Origin of the sequence: Streptomyces marinisediminis (assembly GCF_026262575.1) — a bacterium.
Classification (GTDB): Bacteria; Actinomycetota; Actinomycetes; order Streptomycetales; family Streptomycetaceae; genus Streptomyces; species Streptomyces marinisediminis.
In genome coordinates, this window is sequence record NZ_JAPKFL010000025.1 from 60,973 (window position 1) to 83,781 (window position 22,809).

Here is a 22,809-nt window from a genome sequence, read left to right on the forward strand (position 1 = left end):
GCCGCCCGGGGCGGGCGGCACCCCGCTCGCGTGCGGCGGCGGGCCGGTGCGCGCGGTGCGCGGGGGCGGTCCGGTGCGCCGGGAAGGGGGAGCGGGGCGCGTCCCCGGCGGGTGCTCAGCGCAGCCGCGCCGCCACCTCGGTGCGCAGCCGGGGGAGCAGGTCGTGCAGCACGCCGGGGCAGAGGGTGTCGCCGAAGTCCTTGTGCCCGTAGATCTGCTGCGGCGCGACGCCGTACTGGTGGCAGACGTAGGCGCACAGCACCACCAGCACCTCCCACTGCGCCCGCGGGGGCCACGCCCCCGCGTGGTACGCGCCCTCGTTGGCGATGCCGACGGCCCGCTCGTTCTGGCCGCGCGTGTGGCTGCCCAGCACGAGGCCGTTCCCCCGGCGCAGGGTCTCCAGGCTGCGGTGGCGCCCCTCGGTGATCCAGCCGCCCCGGCTGTTGAGGAAGTGGTAGCCGGTGTCCAGCCACCCGTTGTCGTCCATGTGCAGGTCCTGCACCCAGTGCGCGTGCCGGTGCGCCTGGGCGCGGGAGGTGTCGGGGCTGTTGGCGCTCACGGTGTGGTGCACGACGATGCGGTCCGGGCGCCGGTCCAGGACGCTGACCGGTCGGCGCGGCGGGCGGGCCCGCCACACGCCGGTGCCGTCGATGTCCGGCTCGACGGGCCCGGCCGCGCGCGCCGCTCGCGCGGTGGCCGCGGTGGCCGCGGTGGCCCGGTACGGTGCCGTGGCGGCGACGGCGAGACCGCCCGCCCCGGCCAGGAGCAGGCCGCGCCTGCTCGGCTTCGCGCTCCCCATGGTCGACTCCTTCGGTGTGCCGGGGTGTGCCGGGGTGTGCCGGGTGCGGCCCGGTCGCGGGGCACCGGACGCCGCACCCGGCGCGAACGCCGTTCGCCGACGTGCCGCGCGGACTACGCCGTGTTGTTGGCCAGCGCGAGCAGTCGCGACATCGACCCGTTGAACTTGTTCCGGTCCACGTCGCCCGCGATGCCGGCGACCCGGCCGCTCGCGGTGTACTGCCAGAACGTCCACGTCGGGAAGCCGCTGGGGATGCGGGGCGCGGCGACGTGCCAGTGGGCGACCCACAGCGGTGCCTTGTCGCGCATGCCCGTCCAGTTGCCGGTGCAGGTGTTCCACCAGCTCGCGGTCGTGTAGATGACCATGTCGCGGCCCGTGCGGGCCTTGTAGGCGGTGTAGAAGTCGTGGACCCAGGTGCGCATCTGGGTGGTGGACAGGCCGTAGCACATGGCCCCGGAGGGGTTGTGCTCGATGTCCAGCACGCCGGGCAGCGTCTGGTTGTCCCGCGACCAGGCGCCGCCGTTGCTGGCGAAGAAGTGCGCCTGCGCCGCGCCGCCGGAGTAGTTGGGCCGGGCGAAGTGGTAGGCGCCGCGCACCAGCCCCGCGCGGTGGGCGGCCGGGTAGTTGGTGTCGAAGCGCGGGTCGGTGAAGCTGGTGCCCTCGGTGGCCTTGATGTAGGCGAAGTCGATTCCGGCGCTCTTCACCGCGCTCCAGTTGATCGCCCCCTGCCAGTGGGAGACGTCGATGCCCTGGACGCCGCTGGTGTCCAGGGGGCCGACCAGCCCGTCCTCCCTGGTGCCGACGGGCTGCTCGACGCGGGTTCCCGAGCCCATCCAGGCCTCGCCGGGCCGCACCGGTTCGCCCGGGCGCGGTGGTGCGCCGGCCGATGCGGCGGCGGCCGGGGCTGCCGTGGTGAGCAGGAGGGCGACGACGGAGCCGAGGACGCCGCTCAGGACGGCGGCTCTGCGGCGGAGACGACGGGCGGGCGGTCTGTACGCGGGCATGGCTTCCTCCGGGACACGGGTGTGGGGTGGACCGGTCTTCGCGCGGAGAACGTCTCACGCGTGCCTTACGGCATGGACACGTCATGAGTAACGCACGCGGTACGGAAGGCGTAAAGGGTCTACGCGCGTGGCCTGCGGTCTAGACCACTGGCCGCGGGCGTGAGCTGTGGCGACGCCTCACCACCCCGGAAACTTTCGCCCCTGAAGCCGACCCGTCCGCGGCCCCGCGCCGTGTCTGCCGGGCGCCGGCTCGCGGGCTGGCGCGGGGTGCCCGGCCGGCGCGGGACGTGACGCTGTCCGCGCGCGGGCGCCGAGCCGGGGCGTGCGGGCACCGTTGTATTCTGCTGGGGCGTGCGGAACCCGGGTGGAGGAGGTGGACGCCGTGGCCATGCGGAAGTGCGGCGAACCTCCCAGTCGGTCACCGCGCGGCGTCGTCCCCCCGCCCGGTGAACGGTGCGACAGTGGCGGTGCCCGCGGTAAGCCCCGGTGCCCGAAGACCACGCCGCCGTGCTGAGGACGACCCATGCCGCAGAGCCCCGTCGCCGACGAGCTCCACCCCGAACTGCCCGAGTCGCTTGAGGACATAGTGCGGGACAAGCACCTGCACGCGGCGCTGGAGTGGCTGGAGACGCACCCGCCGCACGTGATCGCGGACGAGCTGGCCCGCATGGACAACGTCACGGCCGGGGTCGCCTTCCGCCTGCTGGACAAGGACCGCGCGCTGACGGTCTTCGAGGAGCTGGAGCCGGTCGACCAGCAGGAGATCCTGGAGGGCCTGCGCGACCACACCTTCCGCGAGCTCGTCGAGGGCATGGACCCGGACGACCGCGCGCGCATGCTGCGCGAGGCCCCGGCGAAGGTGGCCAAGCGGGTCCTGGCCGGGCTCAGCGTGCACGAGCGGCGCATGACGGCGGCGCTGCTCGGGTACCCGGAGGGCTCGGTGGGTCGGTACATGACCCCCGAGGTCGTCGCGCTCTCCCAGGACCTCACCGTCTCCCAGGCGCTGCGCACGGTGCGCGAGAAGGGCGCCCACGCCGAGACGGTCTACACCCTCCCCGTCGTCGACGGCAGCCGGCGGCTCACCGGGATCGTGGAGCTGCGCGAGCTGGTGCTCAGCCCGACGGACCGGATGGTCTCCGAACTCGTCGTCACCGAGCCCACCTTCGCGCGCGCCGCGGACTCCGCCGAGCAGGCGGCCCGGCTCATGCGCGAGACCAACGACCTCAACCTGCCGGTCGTGGACAGCGAGGACCGCCTCGTCGGCCTGCTGACCTTCGACGACGCCGACGAGGTGATCGAGGCCGCCGACACCGAGGACATGGCCCGGCAGTCCGGCGCCGCGCCCTGGAGCGGCCACTACATGGCCGCCGGCGTCTGGCAGCTCGCCCGCTACCGCGCGCTGTGGCTGTCGCTGCTGCTGGTGGCCGCGACGCTGACGGTCAGCGTGACCCGCGCGTTCGAGGGCACGCTGGAGGAGGTCGCGGCCCTGGCGATGTTCATCCCCATGCTCATCGGCGCGGGCGGCAACGCGGGCGCCCAGGCGGCGACGGCCTGCGTGCGCGCGCTGGCCGTCGGCGAGGTGCGCGGGTCGGATCTGCTGAAGGTGATAGGGCGCGAGTGCCGCGTCGGCGTGGTGCTCGGCGCCCTGCTGGCGGTGCTCGGCGTCGGGGTCGCCGCCGCCTTCGTGGGCGGCAGGATCGCCGTCGTCGTCGGCATCACGCTCGTGGTCATCTGCGCCTGGGCGGCGACGATCGGCGGCACCATGCCGCTGCTCGCCAAGCGGTTGCGCATCGACCCGGCGGTGGTCTCCGCCCCGATGGTCACCACGCTCGTGGACGCCACCGGGCTCGTCATCTACTTCCTCACCGCCAAGGCCGTGCTGGGCGTGTGAGGTTCGCCCCGGGCCCGCACGTGACGGAAGCGGCCCCCAGCACGTAGGTTCGGTGCCATGCCGGAAGCAAAGCTGTGGGCCATCAGCGACCTGCACGTCGCCTACGAGGAGAACCGGAAGATCGTCGAGGGCCTGCACCCGGCGTCGGACGACGACTGGCTCATCGTCGCGGGGGACGTGGGCGAGATGTCGGAGGACGTCGCGTGGGCGCTCGGCCTGCTCGCGAGCCGCTACGCCAAAGTGATCTGGGTCCCGGGCAACCACGAGCTGTGGACGCCGAAGGACGACCCGGACCAGTCGCGCGGAGCCGCCCGCTACGCGCGCCTGGTCGAGCGCTGCCGCGCGCTCGGCGTCCTCACCCCGGAGGACCCCTACCCGGTGTGGGAGGGCGCCGGCGGCCCGGCCCGCGTCGCACCGCTGTTCCTGCTGTACGACTACAGTTGGCGCGACGGGGACCGCAGCCAGGAGGCCGCGCTGCGGCACGCCTACGACACCGGCGTGGTGTGCAGCGACGAGTTCATGCTCCACCCCGACCCCTACCCGACGCGGGAGGCGTGGTGCCGCGCCCGGGTGGCGGCCACCGAGGAGCGGCTGCGCGCCTGCGACCCGGACGTGCCGCTCGTGCTCGCCAACCACTACCCGCTCGTGCGGGAGCCGACGCGCATCCTGCACTACCCGCAGTTCGCCCAGTGGTGCGGCACCGAGCTGACCGCCGACTGGCACGTGCGCTACCGCACGGCGGTGATGGTCTACGGCCACCTGCACATCCCGCGCAGCACGGTCTACGACGGCGTGCCGTTCGAAGAGGTCTCCGTGGGCTACCCGCGCGAGTGGAAGCGGCCGGGCCACCCGAGGACGGTGCCCCGGCAGATCCTCCCGCGCCCGCACGGCTGAGCCCCGGGCCGGGGCGCGGGCGGCTCAGGCCACGTCGGCCGGCTGCGGCGCCCAGTCGACGGGCAGCTCCTGGCGGCGGGTGATGGCGAGCTTGCGGTAGACGCGGGTCAGGTGCTGCTCCACGGTGCTGACGGTGACGTACAGGCGGCGCGCGATCTCCCGGTTGGTGTAGCCGTGGGCCGCCAGCGCCGCCACCCGCTGCTCGGACGCGCTGAGCCGCGCCGCGCCGCGCGCGGGCTCCCCGGCCGCGTCCGGCGGCGCGGGGGAGGGCTGCCGCCGGACCGCCAGCCCCGGGAGGACCTCTTCGCACAGGGCCTCGGCCCCGCAGGCGTGCGCCAGGCTCCAGGCGCGCCGCAGCGTCGTCCGCGCCCGTTCCGCCAGCCCCTGTTCCCGCAGCGCGCGGCCGAGGTCGGCCAGCGCGTGCGCCTGCTCCACGCGGTCGTCCGCCTGCCGCATGGCCTCGGCGGCCTGCTCCAGCAGGCCGGTGCGGGCCCGTGCGGTGGGCGCGGCGGCGGCCCGGGCCCGCAGCGCCAGTCCCCGGACCCAGGGCAGCTCGCCGCCCGGCCCCGCGAGCTGTGCCCCGGCCAGCCGCTCCGCCTGGCCGGGCTCGCCGATGCGCGCCAGCGCCAGCGCCGCGTCCGAGCGCCACGGCAGCGCGGCCGGATGGTCCGCGCGCAGCTCGCGGGCGAGCCGGCCGGCCTCCAGGAAGTCGGCCAGCGCGGCGTGCGGGCGCCGGGTGGCCAGCGCGTGCCGGCCGCGCGCGCGGCGGTAGGTCAGCCCGTCGGCGCCGAGCAGCAGGTGCGGGCGGACGGGCCGCTCCAGCAGGTGGGCGGCGGCCCCGTACCGGCCCATGGCGGTGCGCGCCTCGGCGAGCACGGCCGTCACGGCGGGTTCCAGCGGTCCGTCGGCCGCGCCGTGCCGGGCGGCGCACCCGTGCCGTTCGGCGCCCTCCAGGTCGCCCAGGCGCAGCAGCGCCTCGGCGTGCGCCAGCGAGATCGACGCGGCCCACCGCAGGTCCCCGAGCCGCTCCGCCTCCTGGCGCAGCCGCCGGCACCACGGCACGGCCCGGCGCGGCTGCGTGCTGCGGGCCAGTTCGCGCAGCGCCCGCGTCGCGGCGGGTCCGGTGACGCCGTTCCGCAGCGCCCGCTCCGCCCCCTGCCACCCGTTGTCGGTCATGCGGCCAGCCTCCCCGCACCACGTGACGCCGATCCGGCCGCCGAGGAACCTGAAATGAACAAGTCAACGTCGCGTCGGCGTCGCGGGGCGCGTCGCGGGGTGCGCGGCGTGGCGCACGGCGCGGGGCGGGGCGCGTGCCGTACGCCGCGCGTGCGCGGGGTGGCGGCCGGGCGGCGGGGCGGTGGCGGCCGGAATCTCCGGTTCGCCTGCGCCCGGCCCGGCGCGGGCGTCATTCTGTGTGCATGCCTGAACACGGAGAGAACGTGCCGGGGTACCGCAAGGTGCGCGTCACCGTGCCCGCCGGTCCCGAGGCCGCGCTGGCCGACAAGGAGGCGTGGCGGGCCAGAGAGGCGTATCCGGAGATCCTCGGCGCCGGCGGCCCGATCTTCGGGGTGGTCCGCGAACGCGAGCAGGGTGGCTGGGAGGTCCTGCCGTACTTCGGCTCGCACACCCCGCAGGACGCGCGCGACAGCATGGCCGTGCACTTCCGCACGACCGCCCAGGAGCTGGCGGAGGCGGGGGAGGCGGCCGCGCGCGCGGCGTACCTGGCGGCCGCCGAGCGGCTGGACTGGGAGCCCCTGGACGCGTTGACCGTCCACGGCACCCGCTACCGCGTCGCGCGCGCCGAGCAGTTCATCCGCATGGGGCCCGACGGCCCGGAGCCGCCGCGCCGTTCCGACCCCGCCCCGGACCCGCGGCCGCCGTCCCGGCGCCGGGCGCGGCGCACCCCCGACCCGGTGGACTGGTTCGTCATCGACGCCGACACCGTCACCGGCATGTCCGAGGGCCTGCTGAAGATGGAGCTGCTCTCCCTGGTGCACGGTCCCGGCACCGTCCCGCCCGACGTCCGCGGGGACTCGCTGTCCGCCGCCCAGACCCACCCCGGCGGCGTCCTGCTGCCCCCGGCGTTCATGATCGCCGAGCGGATCGACGGGCGCTGGGCGGCGGAGTCCAGCGCCCGCGCGACGCCGCAGGAGGCCCGGGAAAGCCTGTCGATGGACCTGCGGGTGATGGCCCCGGTGATGCGCAGACTGGACGCCGCCGAGCGCGCGGAGTACGCCAGGGCGGCGGACCGGTGGGACGCGGACCAGGACGTGGTGCTGGACGTGGGCGGCCGTCACCTGCGCCTGGTCCGGGTGGAGCGGCTCGTGCGCCTCGGCGCCGACGGCCCCGAGGGTCCGCGGCCCTCCGACCACGACCCGCAGCCGCCGGTGAACGTCCACACCCGGCAACTGCGCGAGCGGGGCCTGCTGGCGGACGAGGACGACGAGGACGGCGAGGGTGCCGCGGAGCACGCGGTACGCGAACCCGACCCCGACGCCCAGGAGCTGTTGCGCTTGTTCGAGGCCGAACGCGCGCGCCAGGACGCGCTGGAGGCGGCCGCCGACCCGCCTCCCGTCCCGGCCCCCACCACCCCGGCCCCCACCACCCCGGCACCCGCCGAGCCGCCCCGCCCCGCGCCACCGGACCCCGCCGCCTCCGCCGAGGATTCGGCGCACCCCGCCCCCGCAGGCCCGCCGGGGCGCCCGGCGGTTCCCGCCGGGGAGCCGGGTCCGCCCGGGGAGCCCACCGAGGGGCCGGGGCACCTCACCGACCCGACGGGACGGCCGACGTAGCGCGCGGTGTGAAAGCCCATTTTCGATGCCAGGCAAGCGCAGTTGACATAGTCGGCCGGGTTCGTCAGGATCATGCCAGGGTCCACCGGGGGGGTGTGGACCCTGCCCACGTCGGCCCGGCACCCGCGTCACGCTGCCGGGCCGACGGTGGCGCGCCACCCCGTCGACGGCGGCCCCCGGGCCCCGGCCCGCCGCACTCAGCTCGGGCGCGCGGTGTCGTCCCGCGTGCGGGGCGCGGTGGGTGCGAACCCGCGGAAGGTGGTGCGGTAGGCGCTGGGGGAGACGCCGAGCGCGGCGTGCAGGTGCTGCCGCAGGGAGGCCGCCGTGCCGAAGCCGGTGTCCGCGGCCACGCGGTCGATGGACAGGTCCGTCTGCTCCAGCAACTCCCGTGCCCGCTCCAGGCGTTGCCGGGTGAGCCACTGCACCGCCGTGACGCCGGCCTCCTCCCGGAAGCGCCGGGTGAACGTCCGCACGCTCATCGACTCGCGCGCCGCCAGCTCGCGCAGGGTCAGCGGCCGGTGCAGGCGGTCCAGCGCCCAGGCGCGGGCCCGCGCGGTGGAGGAGCGCGCGGGTTCGACCACCGGGCGCCGGATGAACTGCGCCTGCCCGCCGTCCCGGTGCGGCGGCACGACGGTGGTGCGCGCCACCTCGGCGGCGACCGCCGCGCCGTGGTCGGTGCGGATCATGTGCAGGCACAGATCGATTCCGGCGGCCTCGCCGGCCGAGGTGAGCACCTCGCCCTCGTCGGTGTAGAGCACGTCCGGATCGAGGTGGACGGCCGGGTAGAGGCGCCGGAAGTCCGCGCACGACTTCCAGTGGGTGGTCGCCCGCCGCCCGTCCAGCAGCCCGGCGGCCGCGAGCGTGAAGGCGCCGGTGCACACCGAGGCGATCCGGGTGCCCGGCCGGACGCGGGCGAACGCGGCGGCCAGGTGCTCCGGCAGCCGCCCCTCGGTGACGGTCTCGTCGTCCTCGTGCGTGGCCGGGACGACGACGGTGTCCGCCGTGGCCAGCGCCTCGGACCCGTGCGCGACGTGCACGGGGAAGTCCGCGTCGGTGCGGACCGGCCCCGGCTCCGGCGCGCAGGTGACCACCTCGTACAGCCGCTCGCCGCCGGCGGACCTGGCCGCGCCGAACAACTGGTGCACCAGCCCCAGTTCCATCGGCATCAGGCCGTGGCGCACGAACACCGCGACCCGGTGCCGACCGGTGGGCGGGGCGTCACTCGTCAGCGTCATGGCCAGATTCTTGCACATCCTGTCTATCTGGCCACTGGAGCGCGGTGCCGCCGCTTCCGAGCATGGGGACATGACACCGACCACCCGCTCCACCGCCCGCCCCGCCGCCCCGCCACCGGTCCTTCGACGCGGCCGGGTGCACCGCGCCTGGTGGGTCGCCGCCGTCGCGGCCCTGGCGATCGCCGGTGCGGGCGCCTTCGCCACCCTCCCCGGGCTCCTCGTCGACCCGCTGCACCGGGAGTTCGCCTGGTCGCACGGCACGATCGGCTTCGCCGTCTGGGTCAACATGGCGCTGGGCGGGCTCGCCGCACCGTTCGCCACCGCGCTCATGGACCGCTTCGGACTGCGCCGCGTCGCCGCCCTCGCGCTCACCGCCGTCGGCACCGGCGCGGTGCTGACCACCGTGATGACGAGCCCCTGGCAACTCACCCTCTACTGGGGCCTGCTGGTGGGCATCGGGTGCGGGGCCGTCGCCATGGGCTTCGCCGCCGTCGTCGCGGGACGGTGGTTCCGCGCCCGGCGCGGCCTGGTCACCGGTGTCCTGACCGCCGCCGGCGTCTTCGGCCAGTTCGTCTTCCTGCCCGTCCTGTCCTGGGGCGTCGAACGGTACGCGTGGCGTCCGACCACGATCACCGTCGCGCTCGTCGCCCTGGCACTCGCGCCGCTGGCGTGGTGGCTGCTGCGCGACCACCCGGCCGACGTCGGCCTGCGCCCCTACGGCGCCACCGCGTTCGTGCCCCGGCCCACGCCCGTGCCCGGCGCCTTCCGGCACGCCCTGCGCGTGCTGCGCCGCGCCGCGCGCACCCGGACGTTCTGGCTGCTGGCGGCCACCTTCGCGATCTGCGGGGCCTCGACGAACGGCATCATGTGGACCCACTTCGTCCCCGCCGCCCACGACCACGGCATGCCGCCCACCGCCGCCGCCTCGCTCCTGTCGCTCATCGGCGTCTTCAACGTGGCGGGCACGGTGTTCTCCGGCTGGCTCACCGACCGCTTCGACGCGCGGCTGCTGCTCACCGTCTACTACCTGCTGCGCGCGGTGGCCCTGGCCTGCCTGCCCAGCCTGCTCGGGCCGCAGACCACCTGGCCGCTGGTGGTCTTCGTCGTCTTCTTCGGCCTGCTGGACGTGGCCACCGTGCCGCCGACGATCGCGCTGGCCACCCTGCGCGAGACCTACGGCGAGCGGGACAGCGCCCTCGTCTTCGGCTGGACCCTGACGTTCCACCAGGTCGGTGCCGGCGCCATGGCGTTCTTCACCGGCCTCCTCCGCGACGCGGCGGGCTCCTACGACACCGCCTGGCTCCTCTCCGCCGGCCTGTGCGCGCTCGCGGCGGCCCTGGCCTGGTCCATCCGCCGCCCGTCCCCGGCCCAGCCGACTCCGCGGTGAGCCGCCGGCGCGCGGAGTCTCCCGCCGCGGCCGGCCGCTGGGGACCTCCCGCCGCCGCGGCCCGCCGCTCGGCGTCCGGCCGCCCGGCGGGCCGCCGCTCCGGGGCCGCCGCTCCGGAGCGCCGCCGAGCGCCTGCTGGTGGAGGCGCACCGCTGCGGCCCGCCGCTTTGCGTCTGCCGCCCGCGTCCTCGCCGCCGTCGCCGTCAACGCCTGCCGCGCCCCCGGCCCCGGCCCCGCTCCTGCTGACGCGCCGCCGCTCGGGCCCACGCGCCGGGCGGCGCCCCACCGGGCCGCCTTCGACCGTGTTCGAAAACCCTTGCCCCGTACGTACTCGCGGGCGAAGGCTGGGGCCGCGGCCGCACCCCGGTGCCACCGAAGCCCCGTCCGGCGCGGGCCGGTCCGCGGCGCGCTCGCCGTCGACGCGCGCCCTCCGGCCCGACGCGGCCGGCCCCGACCGAGAGGTACCGTCCCATGCGAACGAGGACCGCCGCCGCCTCACCCTCTCCGCCGCCCTGTTCGGCGCCATCGCCACGGCCCCCGCCGCCTCCGCCGAGCCGAGCCCGGTCGGCTGCCCCAAGGGGTACTTCTGCGCGTGGAGCGGCCCCGACCAGACGGGCGGCCTGGTGCTGAAGACGGCGGGCGACTGGAGCGGCGGCGTGGCGTTCCGTTCGGTGTTCAACGACGGCTGCGCCTACCCCGGCGCCGACCACGTCGACTTCACGTACTGGTACGAGGGGACGGCGACGACCTGCTACCACTACAACCCCGGACCGGGCACGTACAAGTGGACCGCCTACCGCTCGCCGGCCGCGCTGAGGGTCGAGTGGCGCGGCGAGTGCTGAAGCCTTCTCCCACCCCCCACCGCGCCGCCCGGCCCCGCGACACCGCGGGCCCGGGCGGCGTCGCCCGCGTCGTGCGCCGTCCGCCGCCGCCCGTGCGCCCGGTCCGCCCGGCGTGGCGGGGCCGCGCGGACGACGTCCGCACGGCGCGCGGGGGTCGCTCCGCTGGGTGTGAGCGGGCCACCGCACGCAGCGTGACGCCCGGTCACCCGGCGTCGCTCCCGCGCGGGCGGGGGCGGGCCGCCGCCCCGGACGTCCGTGGGAAGTGACCGCCCCGGGGAGGGTTGACAGCGCACGGGTCCCGATTTTTCCGTGAGGTGTGACTTGCCACGGCCCGGCGGGGATCGCAGTATGAGCATCATTCCGGCGGGTGCGGCCGGCCGTGGTCGGCTCACCCGCTCGCGGCCCTCGACGACGGAGGACCCGAATGGCGCGGTACTTCGAGAACAGCGGCGAGACCCTGGTGTCCGACGCCCTGCGGGGTTTCGCCCTGGCCCACGCCGACCTGCTCACCCTCGACCCCGACCACGGCTTCCTCCTGGCCCGCGACACCGCCCCCTCCCGGCGCGTCGCCCTGCTCTCCGGCGGCGGGGCCGGCCACGAGCCCCTGCACGCCGGATACGTCGGGCGCGGCATGCTCGACGCGGCCTGCCCGGGCCGGGTGTTCGCCTCCCCGCACAACCGCCAGGTCTACGAGGGGTCCTGCGCCGCGGCCCGGCCCGAAGGCGTGCTGCACATCGTCAAGAACTACACCGGCGACCGCATCAACTTCGGCATCGCCGCCGAGCGCCTGGCCCGCCGCGACATCCCCTGCGCCCGCGTCCTGGTCGACGACGACCTCGCCTCCGACTCGGACGAGATCGCCGCCGGGCGCCGGGGCACGGGCGGCACCGTCCTCATCGAGAAGCTCCTGGGCGCCGCGGCCGACGCCGGGTGGGGCCTGGACGAGCTCCAGCGGCTCGGTGACCGCCTCGCCGCCCGCTGCCGCACACTGGCCGTCGCCTCCGCCGCCCACACCGCCCCCACCCTGGGCGAGCCCGCCTTCCGCCTCGGCCCCGACGAGCTGGAGTACGGCGTCGGCATCCACGGCGAGCGGGCCCGCACCACCGCCCGCCAGGGCCGCCTGGGACCGCTCGTCGAACGCATGACCGGCGAGCTGCTCGCCGCCCTGGCCCCGGAGCCGGACCGCCCCCTCCTCACCCTGGTCAACGGCCTCGGCGCCGTCACCCCGCTGGAGCTGTACGCGGTCCACGGGGAGCTGGTGCGCGTCCTGGGGCAGCACGGCCTGGCCCCGGCGCGCGCCCTCGTCGGCGACTACGTGACCGCGCTGGACATGCGCGGCTTCTCGCTCACCCTGCTCGCCGCCGAGCCCGAGGACCTGGCCCGCTACGACGCACCCGTCCACACCGCCGCCCTGCGCTGGTGACGCGCCCGCAGGACCGGCGCACCACCGGCCACCGACCTTGGGGAGCCCCGCCATGACCACCCCGGTTTCCGGCGCCTTCTCCGGCGCCGCCTGGATGCGACGGTTCGCCGACTCCGCCCGCGCCACCGAGCCCCAGCTCACCGCCCTGGACCAGCAGGTCGGCGACGGCGACTTCGGCATCAACCTCACGCTGGGCACCGACGCCGCCCTCGCCCGCCTCGACGCCGTGAGCGCCCCCGACGACGCCGCCGCCCTGGACGCCGCGGCCACCGCCTTCCTCGACGACGTGGGCGGCACCAGCGGCCCCCTCTTCGGCCTGCTGCTCCAGTCGCTGGCCGCCTCGGTGCCGTCCTCCGGGGCGACCGCCGCCACGCTGGCCGCGGGCGTCGCCGACGGTCTCGCCGCCATCCGCCGGGTGGGCGAAGCCGCCCCCGGCGACAAGACCCTCGTCGACGCCCTCACGCCCGCCGCCGACGCGCTGCGCTCGGCGCCCGCCGTCACTCCACCGGCCCAGGCGCTGGCCGCCGCCGCCGACGCCGCCTGGCGGGGGGTGCGGGAGACCGCCCGGCTGCGGGCCAGCATGGGCCGTTCCAGCTACCTCGGGGAACGGGCGGAGGGCGTCCCGGACCCCGGCGCGGTCGGCGTCGCCCTGCTCTTCGCCTGCGCGGAGGGCCCCGTGCGGGATCTGACGCCGTTCCTGGACGGCGGGGGCCCCGCCTAACCCGGCTCGCCGTCCGTCCCCGGCGCCGGGGGCGACGCGGGCGCCACCCGTTCCCGGGCCCACGTCAACAGCGCGGGGGTCTGCAGGCTCTCCAGCCACAGGTCGGCCCGCCCCGCGTCCTCCTCGCTCGGCCGGGGCCCGACGCCGAGCACCCGCAGCCCGGCCCGGCGCGCCGACTCCACGCCCGTCAGGGAGTCCTCCACGGCCAGCGCCTGGTCCGGACGGGCCCCGCACAGCCGTGCCGCCGTGGCGTACACGTCCGGCCAGGGCTTCGGCCGCACCGCCCCGGTGCCGTCCCCGTCCGCCGGGGCGGCGGCGTCCCCGGGCGCCCGCGGCGGGTCCGACGGGACGACGACGTGCCGGAAGTGTTTGCGCAACCCGGCCCGGCCCAGGCTCTCCTCCACCACCTGCAACGGGCAGTTGCTGGCCACCGCGAGCGGCAGCCGGCCGGAGAGCGAGCGCACCAGCTCGGCGGCGCCCGGCATCGTCACCGGGTCGTCGGCCACGAGCGCCAGGAAGTGGCCGAGGAGGGCTTCGGTCAGGTCGGCGGTCAGCTCCGGCTTGCGCACCGCCTCCGCCATCAGCCGCCCGCACTCGGCGTAGTGGACGCCTTTGGCCTGCTCGGCGAAGCCCGGGGGAGGCCGCAGCCCGAAGTCCCGGAAGACCCGGTTGCGGGCGTCCTGCCAGTGGCGTTCGCTGTCCACCAGGGTGCCGTCGCAGTCGAAGACGACGGCCGTGGGGGACCAGGTGAGCAGGGGATGGGCCGTGGGGGTCACAGTGGCCTCCTGGGAGGGGTGGGCGGTCGCGTGGGTGACGTGACCGCCGTGCGGTCGGGTGGTGCGGCGCCCCGTGCCGGACGTGCCGGGACCGTCAGCCCGCTCGGCGGGACCCGTCCCAGGGAAATGCGCACACTCCCGGCATCTCCCGGCAAACGGAAAACATCGCAGCGGCTACGTTATTTTCGCGCTGGAGCGTCACGCAATAACTACATGGAGTGATCGACTGTGGCGGGGGGCGGGTGTATGGGGCCCCGCGGCACCCGGAGTCCTCTCCGCCCGCGCGCATCGTCAACCCCGGGGCGCCGAGGCCCAGTTGCGGCGACAGAGCCCGGCGCTCCGCGCGGCCGGCGCCGGGGGCGGCGGGCGTCGGTCCCGGGCGCGGAACGGTGCCGGACAGGCCACTTTCCACTCGCCCGCGTTCATCCTCGAAAGAAATGCGCAATCACCGCGCGCGAGAGGGTTGCGGATTGCTTTTGGCGCGCGCGAGCGCACTACATTCTCCGTTGTCACAGCAGAGTTGAGCGAAGGTGGACGAAACGTTGCAGGAACGGGCCAGGGCAACGCGCAGATCACTCCTGGAAGCGGCCGCCTGCCTCTTCGCCGAACGGGGATACGCGGGCACCAGCGTCAACGACATAAGCGCCAAGTCCGGCCGGACGAGCGGTTCCGTCTACTTCCACTACGCCAGCAAGGAGGGCCTCGCCCTCGCGGTGGTCCAGGACCGCTTCGCCACCTGGTCCGACCTCACCGCACGCTATGCCGACCAGATGGTGCCGCCCCTGGAGCGCCTGGTCGCCCTCAGCTACGACATCGCCCGCGCGCTCGCCGAGGACCCCGTCACCCGGGCGGGCGCACGCCTGTGGGCCGAGCGCGACACCATCAACGCCCCGCTCTCCGACCCCTTCGGGCTGTGGACCGCCGCCACCACGCGGCTCCTCGCCCAAGCGCAGGCCACCGGCCACCTGGCCCCGCACATCCGCCCCGCCGTCACGGCCCGCACCCTCGTCCGCGCCTTCTTCGGCCTGTGCTCGCTGACCGAGGCGCTCGAAGGCCCGCACACCATCACCGACCGCCTCACCGACTGGTGGCACCTGACCCTGCCCTCGCTGCAGGGCGTCCCCCGGCCCTCCGGAGGCCCCGCCCCCGCGCTCCTGCAACCCCCCGCCCCGGCGCCCGCCCGCGTCAAGGCGGTGACCACCGCGTAGTTCCCGCCGCACGGCGCGGCTCCGTTCCGTGCGCCGCCGCCCCTCATCGGCCCGTTCCCGCACCGTCGCCACCCTTCACCGGCCCGCTTCCGTGCGGCCCTGCCGCCCGGGCGCTCCGCGCTCCGCTCCGTGCGCCCGGTCCACCGGCGCGCCCGGACGCCGTCGCACCCGTGGTCACGGTGGCGAGGCCGAGCGCGGGCGTGCCCGCTCCGCCGACGGGGGACGCGAGGCGGCCGTCACCGCGCCGCCGGACCGCGCTCGCTCGGCCGTGGCCGCCCCAGAGGCCAGACCCGACCGAAGGAAAAGACGTGCAGCTCAAACGCGCTAACGGGTCAATTGACCTGTTTACTGGTACGCTGGCGGCGCCCCGGCGGCACATGAGGGTCGCCGGTCCAGGTCTCGTGCTCCCCGCTCCGGCGGGGCCGAGGCGAGGGGGGAGTGACGGAAGGTGGCGGGGACGCGATGACAGCGGAACAGGCACGGCCGGGGGAAGCCGTGGGCCTCGGCGGATTACTGCGCCCCGTCCGGACGCGGCTGGGCGCGGCGATCGGCCTGCAGGCCGTGGCGGCCGTCGTCGCCGTGGTGCCGTTCGCCGCGGTGGCCGAACTGGCCGGGGTGCTGCTGGCGAGCGGCCCGGCCGACCAGGGCCGGGCGTGGGCGGTGGCGGGGGTCGCGGCGGGGGCGCTCGTGCTGTGGCTGGCGCTCAGCACGCTGGCGGGAGCGCTCGCCCACGCGGCGGACCTGGACTTCCAGTTGTCGGTGCGGCGCCGCCTGGTCGACCGGCTCGGCCGGGTGCCGCTGGGCTGGTTCACCGACCGGGGCGCGGGCGGGATCGGCAAGGCGGTCCAGCACGACGTCGACACCATGCACCACCTGGTCGCGCACTCGCTGCTGAACCTCACCGCGAGCGTGGTCACCCCGCTGGCGACGCTGGTCTACCTGTTCGTGGTGGACTGGCGGATGGCGCTGGTCCTGATGGTCCCGCTGGCGATCGGCGTCGGCCTGTTCGTCTGGATGATGGTGCGCCTGGACGCGCAGACCGCCGCCTACGAAGAGGCCCAGGAGCGCATCGTCGCCCGGGTCCTGGAGTTCGTGGAGGGCATCGCCGTCGTCAAGATGTTCGGTCAGGCCCGGCGCGCCCACCGGCAGTACGCGCAGGCCGCCGACGACTTCACCACGTTCTTCATCGCCTGGATCTCCCGGGGCTACCGGGCGACCGCGGCCTCCGCGCTGGTGCTCGGACCGGCCACCATTTTGCTCACCGTCCTCGTCGGCGGCACGGCACTGGTCTCCTCCGGCGCCCTGGACCCACTCGACGTGCTGCCGTTCGCGATCCTCGGCCTGAGCGTGGCCGCGCCCCTGCAGGCGCTGGACTTCCACGGCCACGACATGGAGCTGGCCGGCGCGGCGGCCAAGCGGGTGGGCGCGCTGCTGGCGGCGCCGGAACTGGCGGTCCCCGCCGCACCCCGGCGGCCGGAACTCGCGGGCGGCGCGCGGGTGGAGCTGTCCGGTGTGGGGTTCGCCTACGACGCGGACCGGCCGGTGCTGAGCGGCATCGACCTGGCGCTGGAGCCGGGAAGCGTGACGGCCCTGGTGGGCACGTCGGGATCGGGCAAGACGACACTGGCGAAGCTGCTGCCGCGCTTCTTCGACCCGACCGCCGGCTCCGTCACGATCGGCGGCGTCGACCTGCGCGACATCGCGCAGGACCAGCTCTACCGGCTGGTGTCGTTCGTCCTCCAGGACGTGCGGCTCCTGGATGCCAGCGTGCGGGACAACATCCGTCTCGCCCGCCCCGACGCGGACGAGGAAACGGTGCGCCGGGCGGCCCGGGCGGCGGCCATCGACGCCCGCGTCGAGGCGCTGCCCCACGGCTACGACACGATGGTCGGCACCGACGTGCGCTTCTCCGGCGGCGAGGCACAGCGGGTGTCCATCGCCCGGGCGATCCTCGCGGACACCCCCGTCGTGGTGCTCGACGAGGCGACGGCCCACGCCGACCCCGAGGCCGAGGCGCTGGTCCAGGAGGCGCTGTCGGAGCTGGCCGCCGGGCGGACCGTGCTCGTCGTCGCGCACCGGCTGGCCTCGGTGGTCGGCGCCGACGACATCGTGGTGCTCGACCGGGGACGGATCGTCGAGCAGGGCACCCACGAGGAACTGCTCGCCACCGGTGGCAGGTACGCGCGGATGTGGGAGCTGCAGGAGCACGCCGGGCTCCGGGACACCGACGGACACCACGCCCACGCCGCGGCCGGCGCGGCGAAGGGGGAGGCACGATGATGCGCCGACTGTTCACCGCGCTTGGTCCCGAACACGACCGCGCACTGCGCGGGCTCCTCGGCTGGTTCACCCTCGCGGCGGTGTTGCAGGGCGCTGCGTTCGTCATGCTCGTCCCCGCCCTGCGCGCGCTGCTCGGTGACGAACCGGCCCGCGCCTGGCCGTGGGTGGGCGCGCTGGCGGCGCTGTGGCTGGGCTACGCGGCGGTCAGCTACCCGGCGACGCTGGCCGGCTACCGGACCGGGGCGGCCATGAGCCGCGACCTGCACCACCGGATCGGCGACAAGGTCGCGCAGCTTCCGCTGGCCTGGTTCACCCCCGATCGCGTCGGCGGACTCGGGCGCCTGGCCTCGCAGCGCGTGGTCGACATCATGGGAGTGCCGGCCCACCTGCTGCGGCAGTTGGTCGACACCTTCGTCACGCCGCTCGTCGTGGTGCTGGCCATGTTCCTCTTCGACTGGCGCCTGGCCCTCTCGCTGGCCGTCGCCGCGGCCGCGGTGGCGCTGGTGTACCGCGTGGCCGGCCGTGGCATGGCGGCCGCCGACAAGGAGGCGGACCGGGTCCACGCCGAAGCCGCCGGGCGCATCGTGGAGTTCGCGCGCGCCCAGCCGGTGCTGCGGGCCTTCGGCCGCACGGCGCAGGGGCACACCGCGCTCGACGACGCGCTCACCGCGCAGCACGCGTCCGGTCGCCGGATGCTGCGGGCCGCCCTGCCCGGCCTGGTGTGGCTCGCCTTCATCGCGCAGGCGTCGTTCGTCGTGCTGCTGGCCCTGGGGACGTACCGTGCGCTCGACGGAGCGCTGGCCCCGGCGGAACTGATCGCGCTGCTGGTGCTGGCGGCCCGTTTCGTCGATCCGGTCATGCTCACCTCCGAGCTCGGCGGCGCCATCCGGGTCGCCGAGAACGCGCTGACCGAGGTCAACGAGCTGATCGCCACCGAGACGCTGCCCGAACCGGACGAGCCGCGACGGGCGGAGGGCACCGACGTCGAACTCGAGGACGTGCGCTTCGGCTACCACGGGTCCGTCGTGCTGGACGGGTTCTCGATGCGCGTGCCGCAGGGCCGGATGACCGCGCTGGTCGGCCCGTCCGGGGCCGGCAAGACCACCGTGGTGAAGCTGATCGCGCGTTTCTTCGACCCCGACGCCGGCACGGTCCGGGTCGGCGGTGTGGACGTCCGCGACCTGCGGACCGAGGATCTGACGTCGGTCATCTCGGCGGTCTTCCAGGACGTCTACCTCTTCGACGGCACCATCCTGGACAACGTGCGTGTCGGTCGCCCCGACGCCACCGGCGAGGAGGTCCGCGCGGCGGCCCGGGCGGCCCGGGTCGACGACATCGCCGACCGCCTGCCGGGCGGCTGGGACGCGCCGGTCGGGGAGGGCGGCAACCGTCTCTCCGGCGGCGAACGACAACGCGTCTCCATCGCGCGGGCCCTGCTGAAGAACACGCCGATCGTGCTCTTCGACGAGGCGACCGCGGCGCTGGACGCCGAGAACGAGCACGCCACACAGCAGGCGATGGCGGCCCTGGCGCGGGACCGCACCGTCCTGGTGATCGCGCACCGGCCGCACACGCTGCTGGCGGCGGACCACATCGTGGTGCTCGACGAGGGGCGCGTCGTGGAGGAGGGCACGCACGACGAGCTGCTCGCCCGCGACGGCCGGTACGCCCGCACCTGGCGGGAACGCCGCCGGGCCCGGGGCTGGCGGCTGACCGAGCCGGCCGCGGTGCGCTGACCGGGCGGGCCCCGCGCCGACCGCCGCGCACGGCCCGGGGCGTCGTCGTCCGTCCCAGCGGCCCGCGGGAGAACGGCCGGGGACGGACGACGTACGGTTCAGGCAGCGGGCGCGGCCCCCACCGGCGGGGGAGACCGGGGACGCACCCGTGTCCCGAGTCGGTTCGTTGCGCCCGGATTGGTTGAGTGGTGACGAGAACAGGTGCCCGGTGGGGAGGCCTCACCGGATGAGAGAGGTACGGCAGGAACGGGCGATCGCGACCCGGCAGCACATCGTCGCCAGCGCCGCGGCCGTGTTCGACCGCGACGGGTTCGGCGGCGCGAGCCTCGGACGGATCATCGAACGGGCCGGGACGACCAGAGGCGCGCTGCACTTCCACTTCCCGACCAAGAACGCCCTCGCCGCGGCGGTCATCGACGAGCACAACGCCCGGATGACCGCCGTCGTGGAGCGCGTCAGGCGCGGCGACGCCGACGCGCTCGAACAGATGGTGGTGATCTCCAAGACGACGGCGCGACAGATCGACCAGGACGCCGTCGTGCGCGCCGGCACCCGGCTGCTGATGGAACTGACCTACACGGGCGAGCTGCCCTTGGCATACCAGGTGTGGATCGAGGCGTGCGAGGAGCTCGTCCGCGAGGCCGTCGAGGACGGCGACCTGGTGCCGACCGTCTCCCCGCAGGCGCTGGCGTACCTGGTGATCTCGGGCCTCGCCGGCATCCAGATGGTCTCCTCGGTGCTGTCCGACCGCCGGGACCTGGACCGCCGGGTCGACGAGATGTGGGAGACGCTGCTACTCGGCCTCGTCCCGGCGGACCGCCAGTGGAAGGTCGCCGACCTGCTCGGCCGTCAGCAGCCCGGGACGGCCCCCGCGTAGCGACCGCCACCCCCGCGTCCGCCGCGGCGAGCGGTGGGCCGAGGAAGCCCCCGACCTCCGACCCCACGCCGACGAGGGCCAACGTCCGCCCCAGGGGCGCCCCCTGGGCCCTGCCGGCCTGCCGGTCGGCACTCGCCGGTCCGGCGGGTCAGCGGGCGCCCCAGCCGCAGCGACGGAGGGCCCGCCCGGCCCCGCCCTGCTTCCGCGCGGCCCGCACCACCCGGGCAGAGGCTCGGCCACCAGGACGAAGCCTTGCGCGGCAGGACCGGCAAGGAGGTCCCCACCAGGGCGGCGGCCTACGCTGACCAGGCCCCGGCGACGCCGACCACCACCGCACTCCGCAGCTCGCGGCGGGCGCGCACCCACCGTCGACCCGCCCCCGGGCGGCGCGCACCTCCGGCCAGGGCGACTCTCTCCCTTGCGAGGCGGGCGGCAGCCTTCGGTTCGTCAACTCATAAGATGCTCTCGGCGCCCGGAGGGTGAAATCAAGAGAAGGTATCTGCCGTATGGTAGTTATGTCGGATTCTTTGAAACCGGTCGAAACCCGCGGCCCCCTGGGTAAACCCGCAGGTCATTCAGCTGCTCCCCGCGCACACGGGGATGACCCCGCGCCGGTGGCGTCGAGATCGGCCGCCACGGGCTGCTCCCCGCGCATGCGGGGATGACCCGCGGTGATCCCCGCATCAGGGTCTTCCGCCAGGACCTGCTCCCCGCGCACGCGGGGATGACGTCCAGTCACCCGACGGGCTCGACGGGCTGGACTTCACCCCAGGGCGCCTTGACCCGGAAGCCGAGCTGGCCATCCGAGACGCCCGCTGGCAGCTATGGGCCGGTACCTCCATCGAGCGTCCCGCCTGGTACGCCACCGCCAGCACCAACACCCCCGTCGCCCTACTTAGGGCCGTCACCGAGTGTGTCTCGGATCCAGCTCCGCTGCCCGCTGGCGCCAGGACACCCAGAGCTACGTCGAGGGCATGGCCCAGCTCAGCCCCATCCTCCCGCCACGTCTGCCGACCTCGACCCCGCTCGACGTCCAGCGGGCTGCTTCCCGGCGACCGGCCGCGCTCCCCGCTGCCAGCGTCCCGCGCTGGAGTACCACCGGCCGCCCGGTCCTGCCCGGCCCACGCTGCTGACCTGTACCAGGAGATCCACATGTCGATGTACGCTCGGGAGTTCTTCGCCGCTCTGGGTCTCCCTTTCGCCGACTGCGCGGTGGTCGGCACCACCTACTATGCCTCTCCCGCGCCTGGTGGCCCGCTGCGGCTGCGGATCGATTTCTGCAGGACCGTCCGCGCCGATGAGTACGACGGCCTGCGAGTCGCCACCTACCAAGACCGAGGTGAACTCGACGCCGCCGTCCTGCGGTTCGAGGATCACAAGACCTTCGACCACCGCGACGCGGCCCAGGGCCGCACACCCCTGCATGCGGGGTACGGCACGTTCCAGGAGTTCGGCGACCGCCCTGACTGGGTGCCGTGGGAAGGTGCGCACACCAACGGGCTGCGCGATGCCATCGACCAGTATGTCTCCGTCTGGTTCCCCGGCTACTGGCCACGGTCCACGCCGGTGCGAACAGCAGCCCGAACTGCTCGCCAGGTCCCGTCTCCGCCGGGCCCCCGAGGCGGCCGATCACGCTGATCCGCCTTGCCCTGTCGCTGCGCCCTGCTCCCCGCTCACATCTGAGCTCTGCGCCACCGCCGTGCTCGGGCTACGAGCCGCACCCGCTGACCCCTCTCACTCCATCGATCAAGGAGCCTCTTCCCTCGTGCACGCCCGCATCGTCCGGTCGACCGCCATCGCCGCAGCAGTGACCGGCACACTCGCCTGGGCACCAGCCGCGTCCGCCCTGCCAGCCGAGCCGACGCCCTCCGCCTCCAGCGCCCCCACCAAGGGCCCCGCGCCCGACGTCGGCAGCGTCGCCATCACCAAGAAGGATCCGGCCGGGGACGTCCTGCACAGAGCCACATTCCTCCTGCTCGACACCACGGGCCAGGAAGCAGGTACCGGCAAGACCGACGCCCACGGCAAGCTGACCTTCGCCGACCTCACGCCGCCAACACCCTGACCTGGCTATCACGCATGTGTACGCCAGGGCCATCCCCGCGGGTGCGGGGCCGACGCTTCATGAGCGAGCACCCGGCCCTGATGCAGAGGGCCATCCCCGCGGGTGCGGGGCCGACTGGCGCAGGCCGTCGGTCGCATCGAGCACAAGCGGGCCATCCCCGCGGGTGCGGGGCCGACCTCGTCGCCGATGTGCCGGGCGAGGCGGCCGACGGGCCATCCCCGCGGGTGCGGGGCCGACTGTGTGGGTGTGGTCGGCCGCCGCGGCACCGAGGGGCCATCCCCGCGGGTGCGGGGCCGACTGGCGGCGCGGCCCCCGGTTGGGGGTGCCCGGCGGGCCATCCCCGCGGGTGCGGGGCCGACGTCCTGGGCCATCTCCTGGTACGCCGCCAGCTCGGGCCATCCCCGCGGGTGCGGGGCCGACGAGAGGAAGCTGAAGGGGCGCTTCGCCCCGCGCGGGCCATCCCCGCGGGTGCGGGGCCGACGGCGCCATTTCCGAAGACGGCCTGGTCCAAGGGGGGCCATCCCCGCGGGTGCGGGGCCGACGACCGTGACGGCCGTCATGTGAGTAGCGATGGCGGGCCATCCCCGCGGGTGCGGGGCCGACGGCATCCGCGGGTGCAGCAGGGGCACCGGGCCGGGGCCATCCCCGCGGGTGCGGGGTCGACCATTGCGCGTGTCGTAGAAGTCGTCGACGAGAGGGGCCATCCCCGCGGGTGCGGGGTCGACATCGAGGGTCTGAAATGCCGTTCGACGTGCAGCGGGCCATCCCCGCGGGTGCGGGGTCGACTGCGGCCCTTGTGTCCCTCCGGCCGGTGCTGCTCGGGCCATCCCCGCGGGTGCGGGGTCGACACTTCCTGACCTGGTGCTTTAGGCCGGACAG

Annotated in this window: 18 protein-coding genes, 1 pseudogene and 1 CRISPR repeat array; of the genes and pseudogenes, 14 read left to right on the forward strand and 5 right to left on the reverse strand. The window is 75.4% G+C overall.

Going from position 1 to position 22,809, the window contains the following annotated elements; translation table 11 throughout:
* Positions 1-115: 115 nt before the first annotated feature.
* Positions 116-799, reverse strand: a complete 684-nt coding sequence (locus OSB71_RS19255) for a peptidoglycan recognition protein family protein (RefSeq protein ID WP_265949665.1) — start codon at positions 797-799, stop codon at positions 116-118.
* Positions 800-912: 113 nt separating this feature from the next.
* Positions 913-1,803, reverse strand: a complete 891-nt coding sequence (locus tag OSB71_RS19260; protein ID WP_265949666.1) for a lysozyme — start codon at positions 1,801-1,803, stop codon at positions 913-915.
* A gap of 523 nt (positions 1,804-2,326) precedes the next feature.
* Here OSB71_RS19260 and mgtE point away from each other — a divergent pair.
* On the forward strand, positions 2,327-3,694 hold the full coding sequence (mgtE, locus tag OSB71_RS19265) for a magnesium transporter (protein WP_265949668.1): 1,368 nt from the start codon (positions 2,327-2,329) through the stop codon (positions 3,692-3,694).
* 57 nt (positions 3,695-3,751) lie between these two features.
* Complete coding sequence (locus tag OSB71_RS19270) at positions 3,752-4,588, forward strand: metallophosphoesterase family protein (protein ID WP_265949669.1); 837 nt, start codon at positions 3,752-3,754, stop codon at positions 4,586-4,588.
* 24 nt (positions 4,589-4,612) lie between these two features.
* On the opposite strand, the gene OSB71_RS19275 is transcribed toward OSB71_RS19270, so the two are convergent.
* Positions 4,613-5,764: a LuxR family transcriptional regulator gene (locus tag OSB71_RS19275; RefSeq protein WP_265949671.1), complete on the reverse strand. Its 1,152-nt coding sequence runs from the start codon at positions 5,762-5,764 to the stop codon at positions 4,613-4,615.
* Positions 5,765-6,006: 242 nt separating this feature from the next.
* On the opposite strand from OSB71_RS19275, the gene OSB71_RS19280 reads away from it, so the two are divergent.
* Positions 6,007-7,380 carry a DUF5954 family protein gene (locus OSB71_RS19280; RefSeq protein WP_265949673.1) on the forward strand — a complete coding sequence of 458 codons (1,374 nt, stop codon included), beginning with the start codon at positions 6,007-6,009 and terminating at the stop codon, positions 7,378-7,380.
* A 197-nt stretch (positions 7,381-7,577) separates the two neighbouring features.
* On the opposite strand, the gene OSB71_RS19285 is transcribed toward OSB71_RS19280, so the two are convergent.
* The gene (locus tag OSB71_RS19285; protein ID WP_265949674.1) at positions 7,578-8,615 is read right to left on the reverse strand and encodes a GlxA family transcriptional regulator; all 1,038 of its coding nucleotides are present in this window, start codon (positions 8,613-8,615) and stop codon (positions 7,578-7,580) included.
* A 70-nt stretch (positions 8,616-8,685) separates the two neighbouring features.
* On the opposite strand from OSB71_RS19285, the gene OSB71_RS19290 reads away from it, so the two are divergent.
* From OSB71_RS19290 to dhaL, 4 genes are all read left to right on the forward strand, one after another.
* Positions 8,686-10,002 (forward strand): MFS transporter, encoded by a 1,317-nt coding sequence (locus tag OSB71_RS19290; RefSeq protein WP_265949676.1) that lies wholly within the window; start codon positions 8,686-8,688, stop codon positions 10,000-10,002.
* A gap of 302 nt (positions 10,003-10,304) precedes the next feature.
* Positions 10,305-10,844: a peptidase inhibitor family I36 protein gene (locus tag OSB71_RS19295; protein WP_265949678.1), complete on the forward strand. Its 540-nt coding sequence runs from the start codon at positions 10,305-10,307 to the stop codon at positions 10,842-10,844.
* A 424-nt stretch (positions 10,845-11,268) separates the two neighbouring features.
* Positions 11,269-12,267, forward strand: a complete 999-nt coding sequence (locus OSB71_RS19300; protein WP_265949680.1) for a dihydroxyacetone kinase subunit DhaK — start codon at positions 11,269-11,271, stop codon at positions 12,265-12,267.
* 52 nt (positions 12,268-12,319) lie between these two features.
* Positions 12,320-12,988, forward strand: coding sequence for a dihydroxyacetone kinase subunit DhaL (gene dhaL / locus OSB71_RS19305; RefSeq protein WP_265949682.1), 669 nt, complete (start codon positions 12,320-12,322; stop codon positions 12,986-12,988).
* On the opposite strand, the gene OSB71_RS19310 is transcribed toward dhaL, so the two are convergent.
* Positions 12,985-13,764: an HAD family hydrolase gene (locus OSB71_RS19310; RefSeq protein WP_265949684.1), complete on the reverse strand. Its 780-nt coding sequence runs from the start codon at positions 13,762-13,764 to the stop codon at positions 12,985-12,987. The two genes, dhaL and OSB71_RS19310, sit on opposite strands and share 4 nt — an antisense overlap.
* Before the next feature lie 530 nt (positions 13,765-14,294).
* Here OSB71_RS19310 and OSB71_RS19315 point away from each other — a divergent pair.
* The 7 genes and pseudogenes from OSB71_RS19315 to OSB71_RS19345 all read left to right on the forward strand — a co-directional run bounded on the left by OSB71_RS19315 (position 14,295) and on the right by OSB71_RS19345 (position 21,930).
* Complete coding sequence (locus OSB71_RS19315) at positions 14,295-14,972, forward strand: ScbR family autoregulator-binding transcription factor (RefSeq protein WP_265949686.1); 678 nt, start codon at positions 14,295-14,297, stop codon at positions 14,970-14,972.
* A gap of 462 nt (positions 14,973-15,434) precedes the next feature.
* A complete protein-coding gene (locus tag OSB71_RS19320) occupies positions 15,435-17,252 on the forward strand; it encodes an ABC transporter ATP-binding protein (RefSeq protein ID WP_265949688.1) in 1,818 nt (605 codons plus the stop codon).
* Complete coding sequence (locus OSB71_RS19325) at positions 17,249-18,988, forward strand: ABC transporter ATP-binding protein (protein WP_265949690.1); 1,740 nt, start codon at positions 17,249-17,251, stop codon at positions 18,986-18,988. Before OSB71_RS19320 ends, OSB71_RS19325 begins: the two co-directional genes overlap by 4 nt.
* 226 nt (positions 18,989-19,214) lie before the next feature.
* Positions 19,215-19,865 carry a ScbR family autoregulator-binding transcription factor gene (locus tag OSB71_RS19330; RefSeq protein WP_265949691.1) on the forward strand — a complete coding sequence of 217 codons (651 nt, stop codon included), beginning with the start codon at positions 19,215-19,217 and terminating at the stop codon, positions 19,863-19,865.
* A gap of 729 nt (positions 19,866-20,594) precedes the next feature.
* Positions 20,595-20,998, forward strand: a pseudogene (locus tag OSB71_RS19335) (SPDY domain-containing protein); the annotation flags it as partial.
* 19 nt (positions 20,999-21,017) lie between these two features.
* Complete coding sequence (locus tag OSB71_RS19340) at positions 21,018-21,503, forward strand: hypothetical protein (RefSeq protein ID WP_265949693.1); 486 nt, start codon at positions 21,018-21,020, stop codon at positions 21,501-21,503.
* Between the two features lie 169 nt (positions 21,504-21,672).
* Positions 21,673-21,930 (forward strand): SpaA isopeptide-forming pilin-related protein, encoded by a 258-nt coding sequence (locus OSB71_RS19345; protein ID WP_323055316.1) that lies wholly within the window; start codon positions 21,673-21,675, stop codon positions 21,928-21,930.
* Positions 21,931-21,956: 26 nt separating this feature from the next.
* Positions 21,957-22,778: a CRISPR direct-repeat array (repeat unit 28 nt; unit sequence GGGCCATCCCCGCGGGTGCGGGGCCGAC).
* The last annotated feature ends 31 nt before the right edge of the window (positions 22,779-22,809 follow it).

Excerpts from the sequence above, each read along its gene's own strand:
- OSB71_RS19275 (WP_265949671.1), bottom strand. The coding sequence starts at position 5,764 with ATGACCGACAACGGGTGGCAGGGGGCGGAGCGGGCGCTGCGGAACGGC.
- OSB71_RS19280 (WP_265949673.1), top strand. The coding sequence starts at position 6,007 with ATGCCTGAACACGGAGAGAACGTGCCGGGGTACCGCAAGGTGCGCGTC.
- dhaL (WP_265949682.1), top strand. The coding sequence starts at position 12,320 with ATGACCACCCCGGTTTCCGGCGCCTTCTCCGGCGCCGCCTGGATGCGA.
- OSB71_RS19300 (WP_265949680.1), top strand. The coding sequence starts at position 11,269 with ATGGCGCGGTACTTCGAGAACAGCGGCGAGACCCTGGTGTCCGACGCC.
- OSB71_RS19290 (WP_265949676.1), top strand. The coding sequence starts at position 8,686 with ATGACACCGACCACCCGCTCCACCGCCCGCCCCGCCGCCCCGCCACCG.
- OSB71_RS19325 (WP_265949690.1), top strand. The coding sequence starts at position 17,249 with ATGATGCGCCGACTGTTCACCGCGCTTGGTCCCGAACACGACCGCGCA.
- OSB71_RS19270 (WP_265949669.1), top strand. The coding sequence starts at position 3,752 with ATGCCGGAAGCAAAGCTGTGGGCCATCAGCGACCTGCACGTCGCCTAC.
- OSB71_RS19260 (WP_265949666.1), bottom strand. The coding sequence starts at position 1,803 with ATGCCCGCGTACAGACCGCCCGCCCGTCGTCTCCGCCGCAGAGCCGCC.
- OSB71_RS19320 (WP_265949688.1), top strand. The coding sequence starts at position 15,435 with ATGACAGCGGAACAGGCACGGCCGGGGGAAGCCGTGGGCCTCGGCGGA.
- OSB71_RS19255 (WP_265949665.1), bottom strand. The coding sequence starts at position 799 with ATGGGGAGCGCGAAGCCGAGCAGGCGCGGCCTGCTCCTGGCCGGGGCG.
- mgtE (WP_265949668.1), top strand. The coding sequence starts at position 2,327 with ATGCCGCAGAGCCCCGTCGCCGACGAGCTCCACCCCGAACTGCCCGAG.
- OSB71_RS19285 (WP_265949674.1), bottom strand. The coding sequence starts at position 8,615 with ATGACGCTGACGAGTGACGCCCCGCCCACCGGTCGGCACCGGGTCGCG.
- OSB71_RS19330 (WP_265949691.1), top strand. The coding sequence starts at position 19,215 with ATGAGAGAGGTACGGCAGGAACGGGCGATCGCGACCCGGCAGCACATC.
- OSB71_RS19340 (WP_265949693.1), top strand. The coding sequence starts at position 21,018 with ATGTCGATGTACGCTCGGGAGTTCTTCGCCGCTCTGGGTCTCCCTTTC.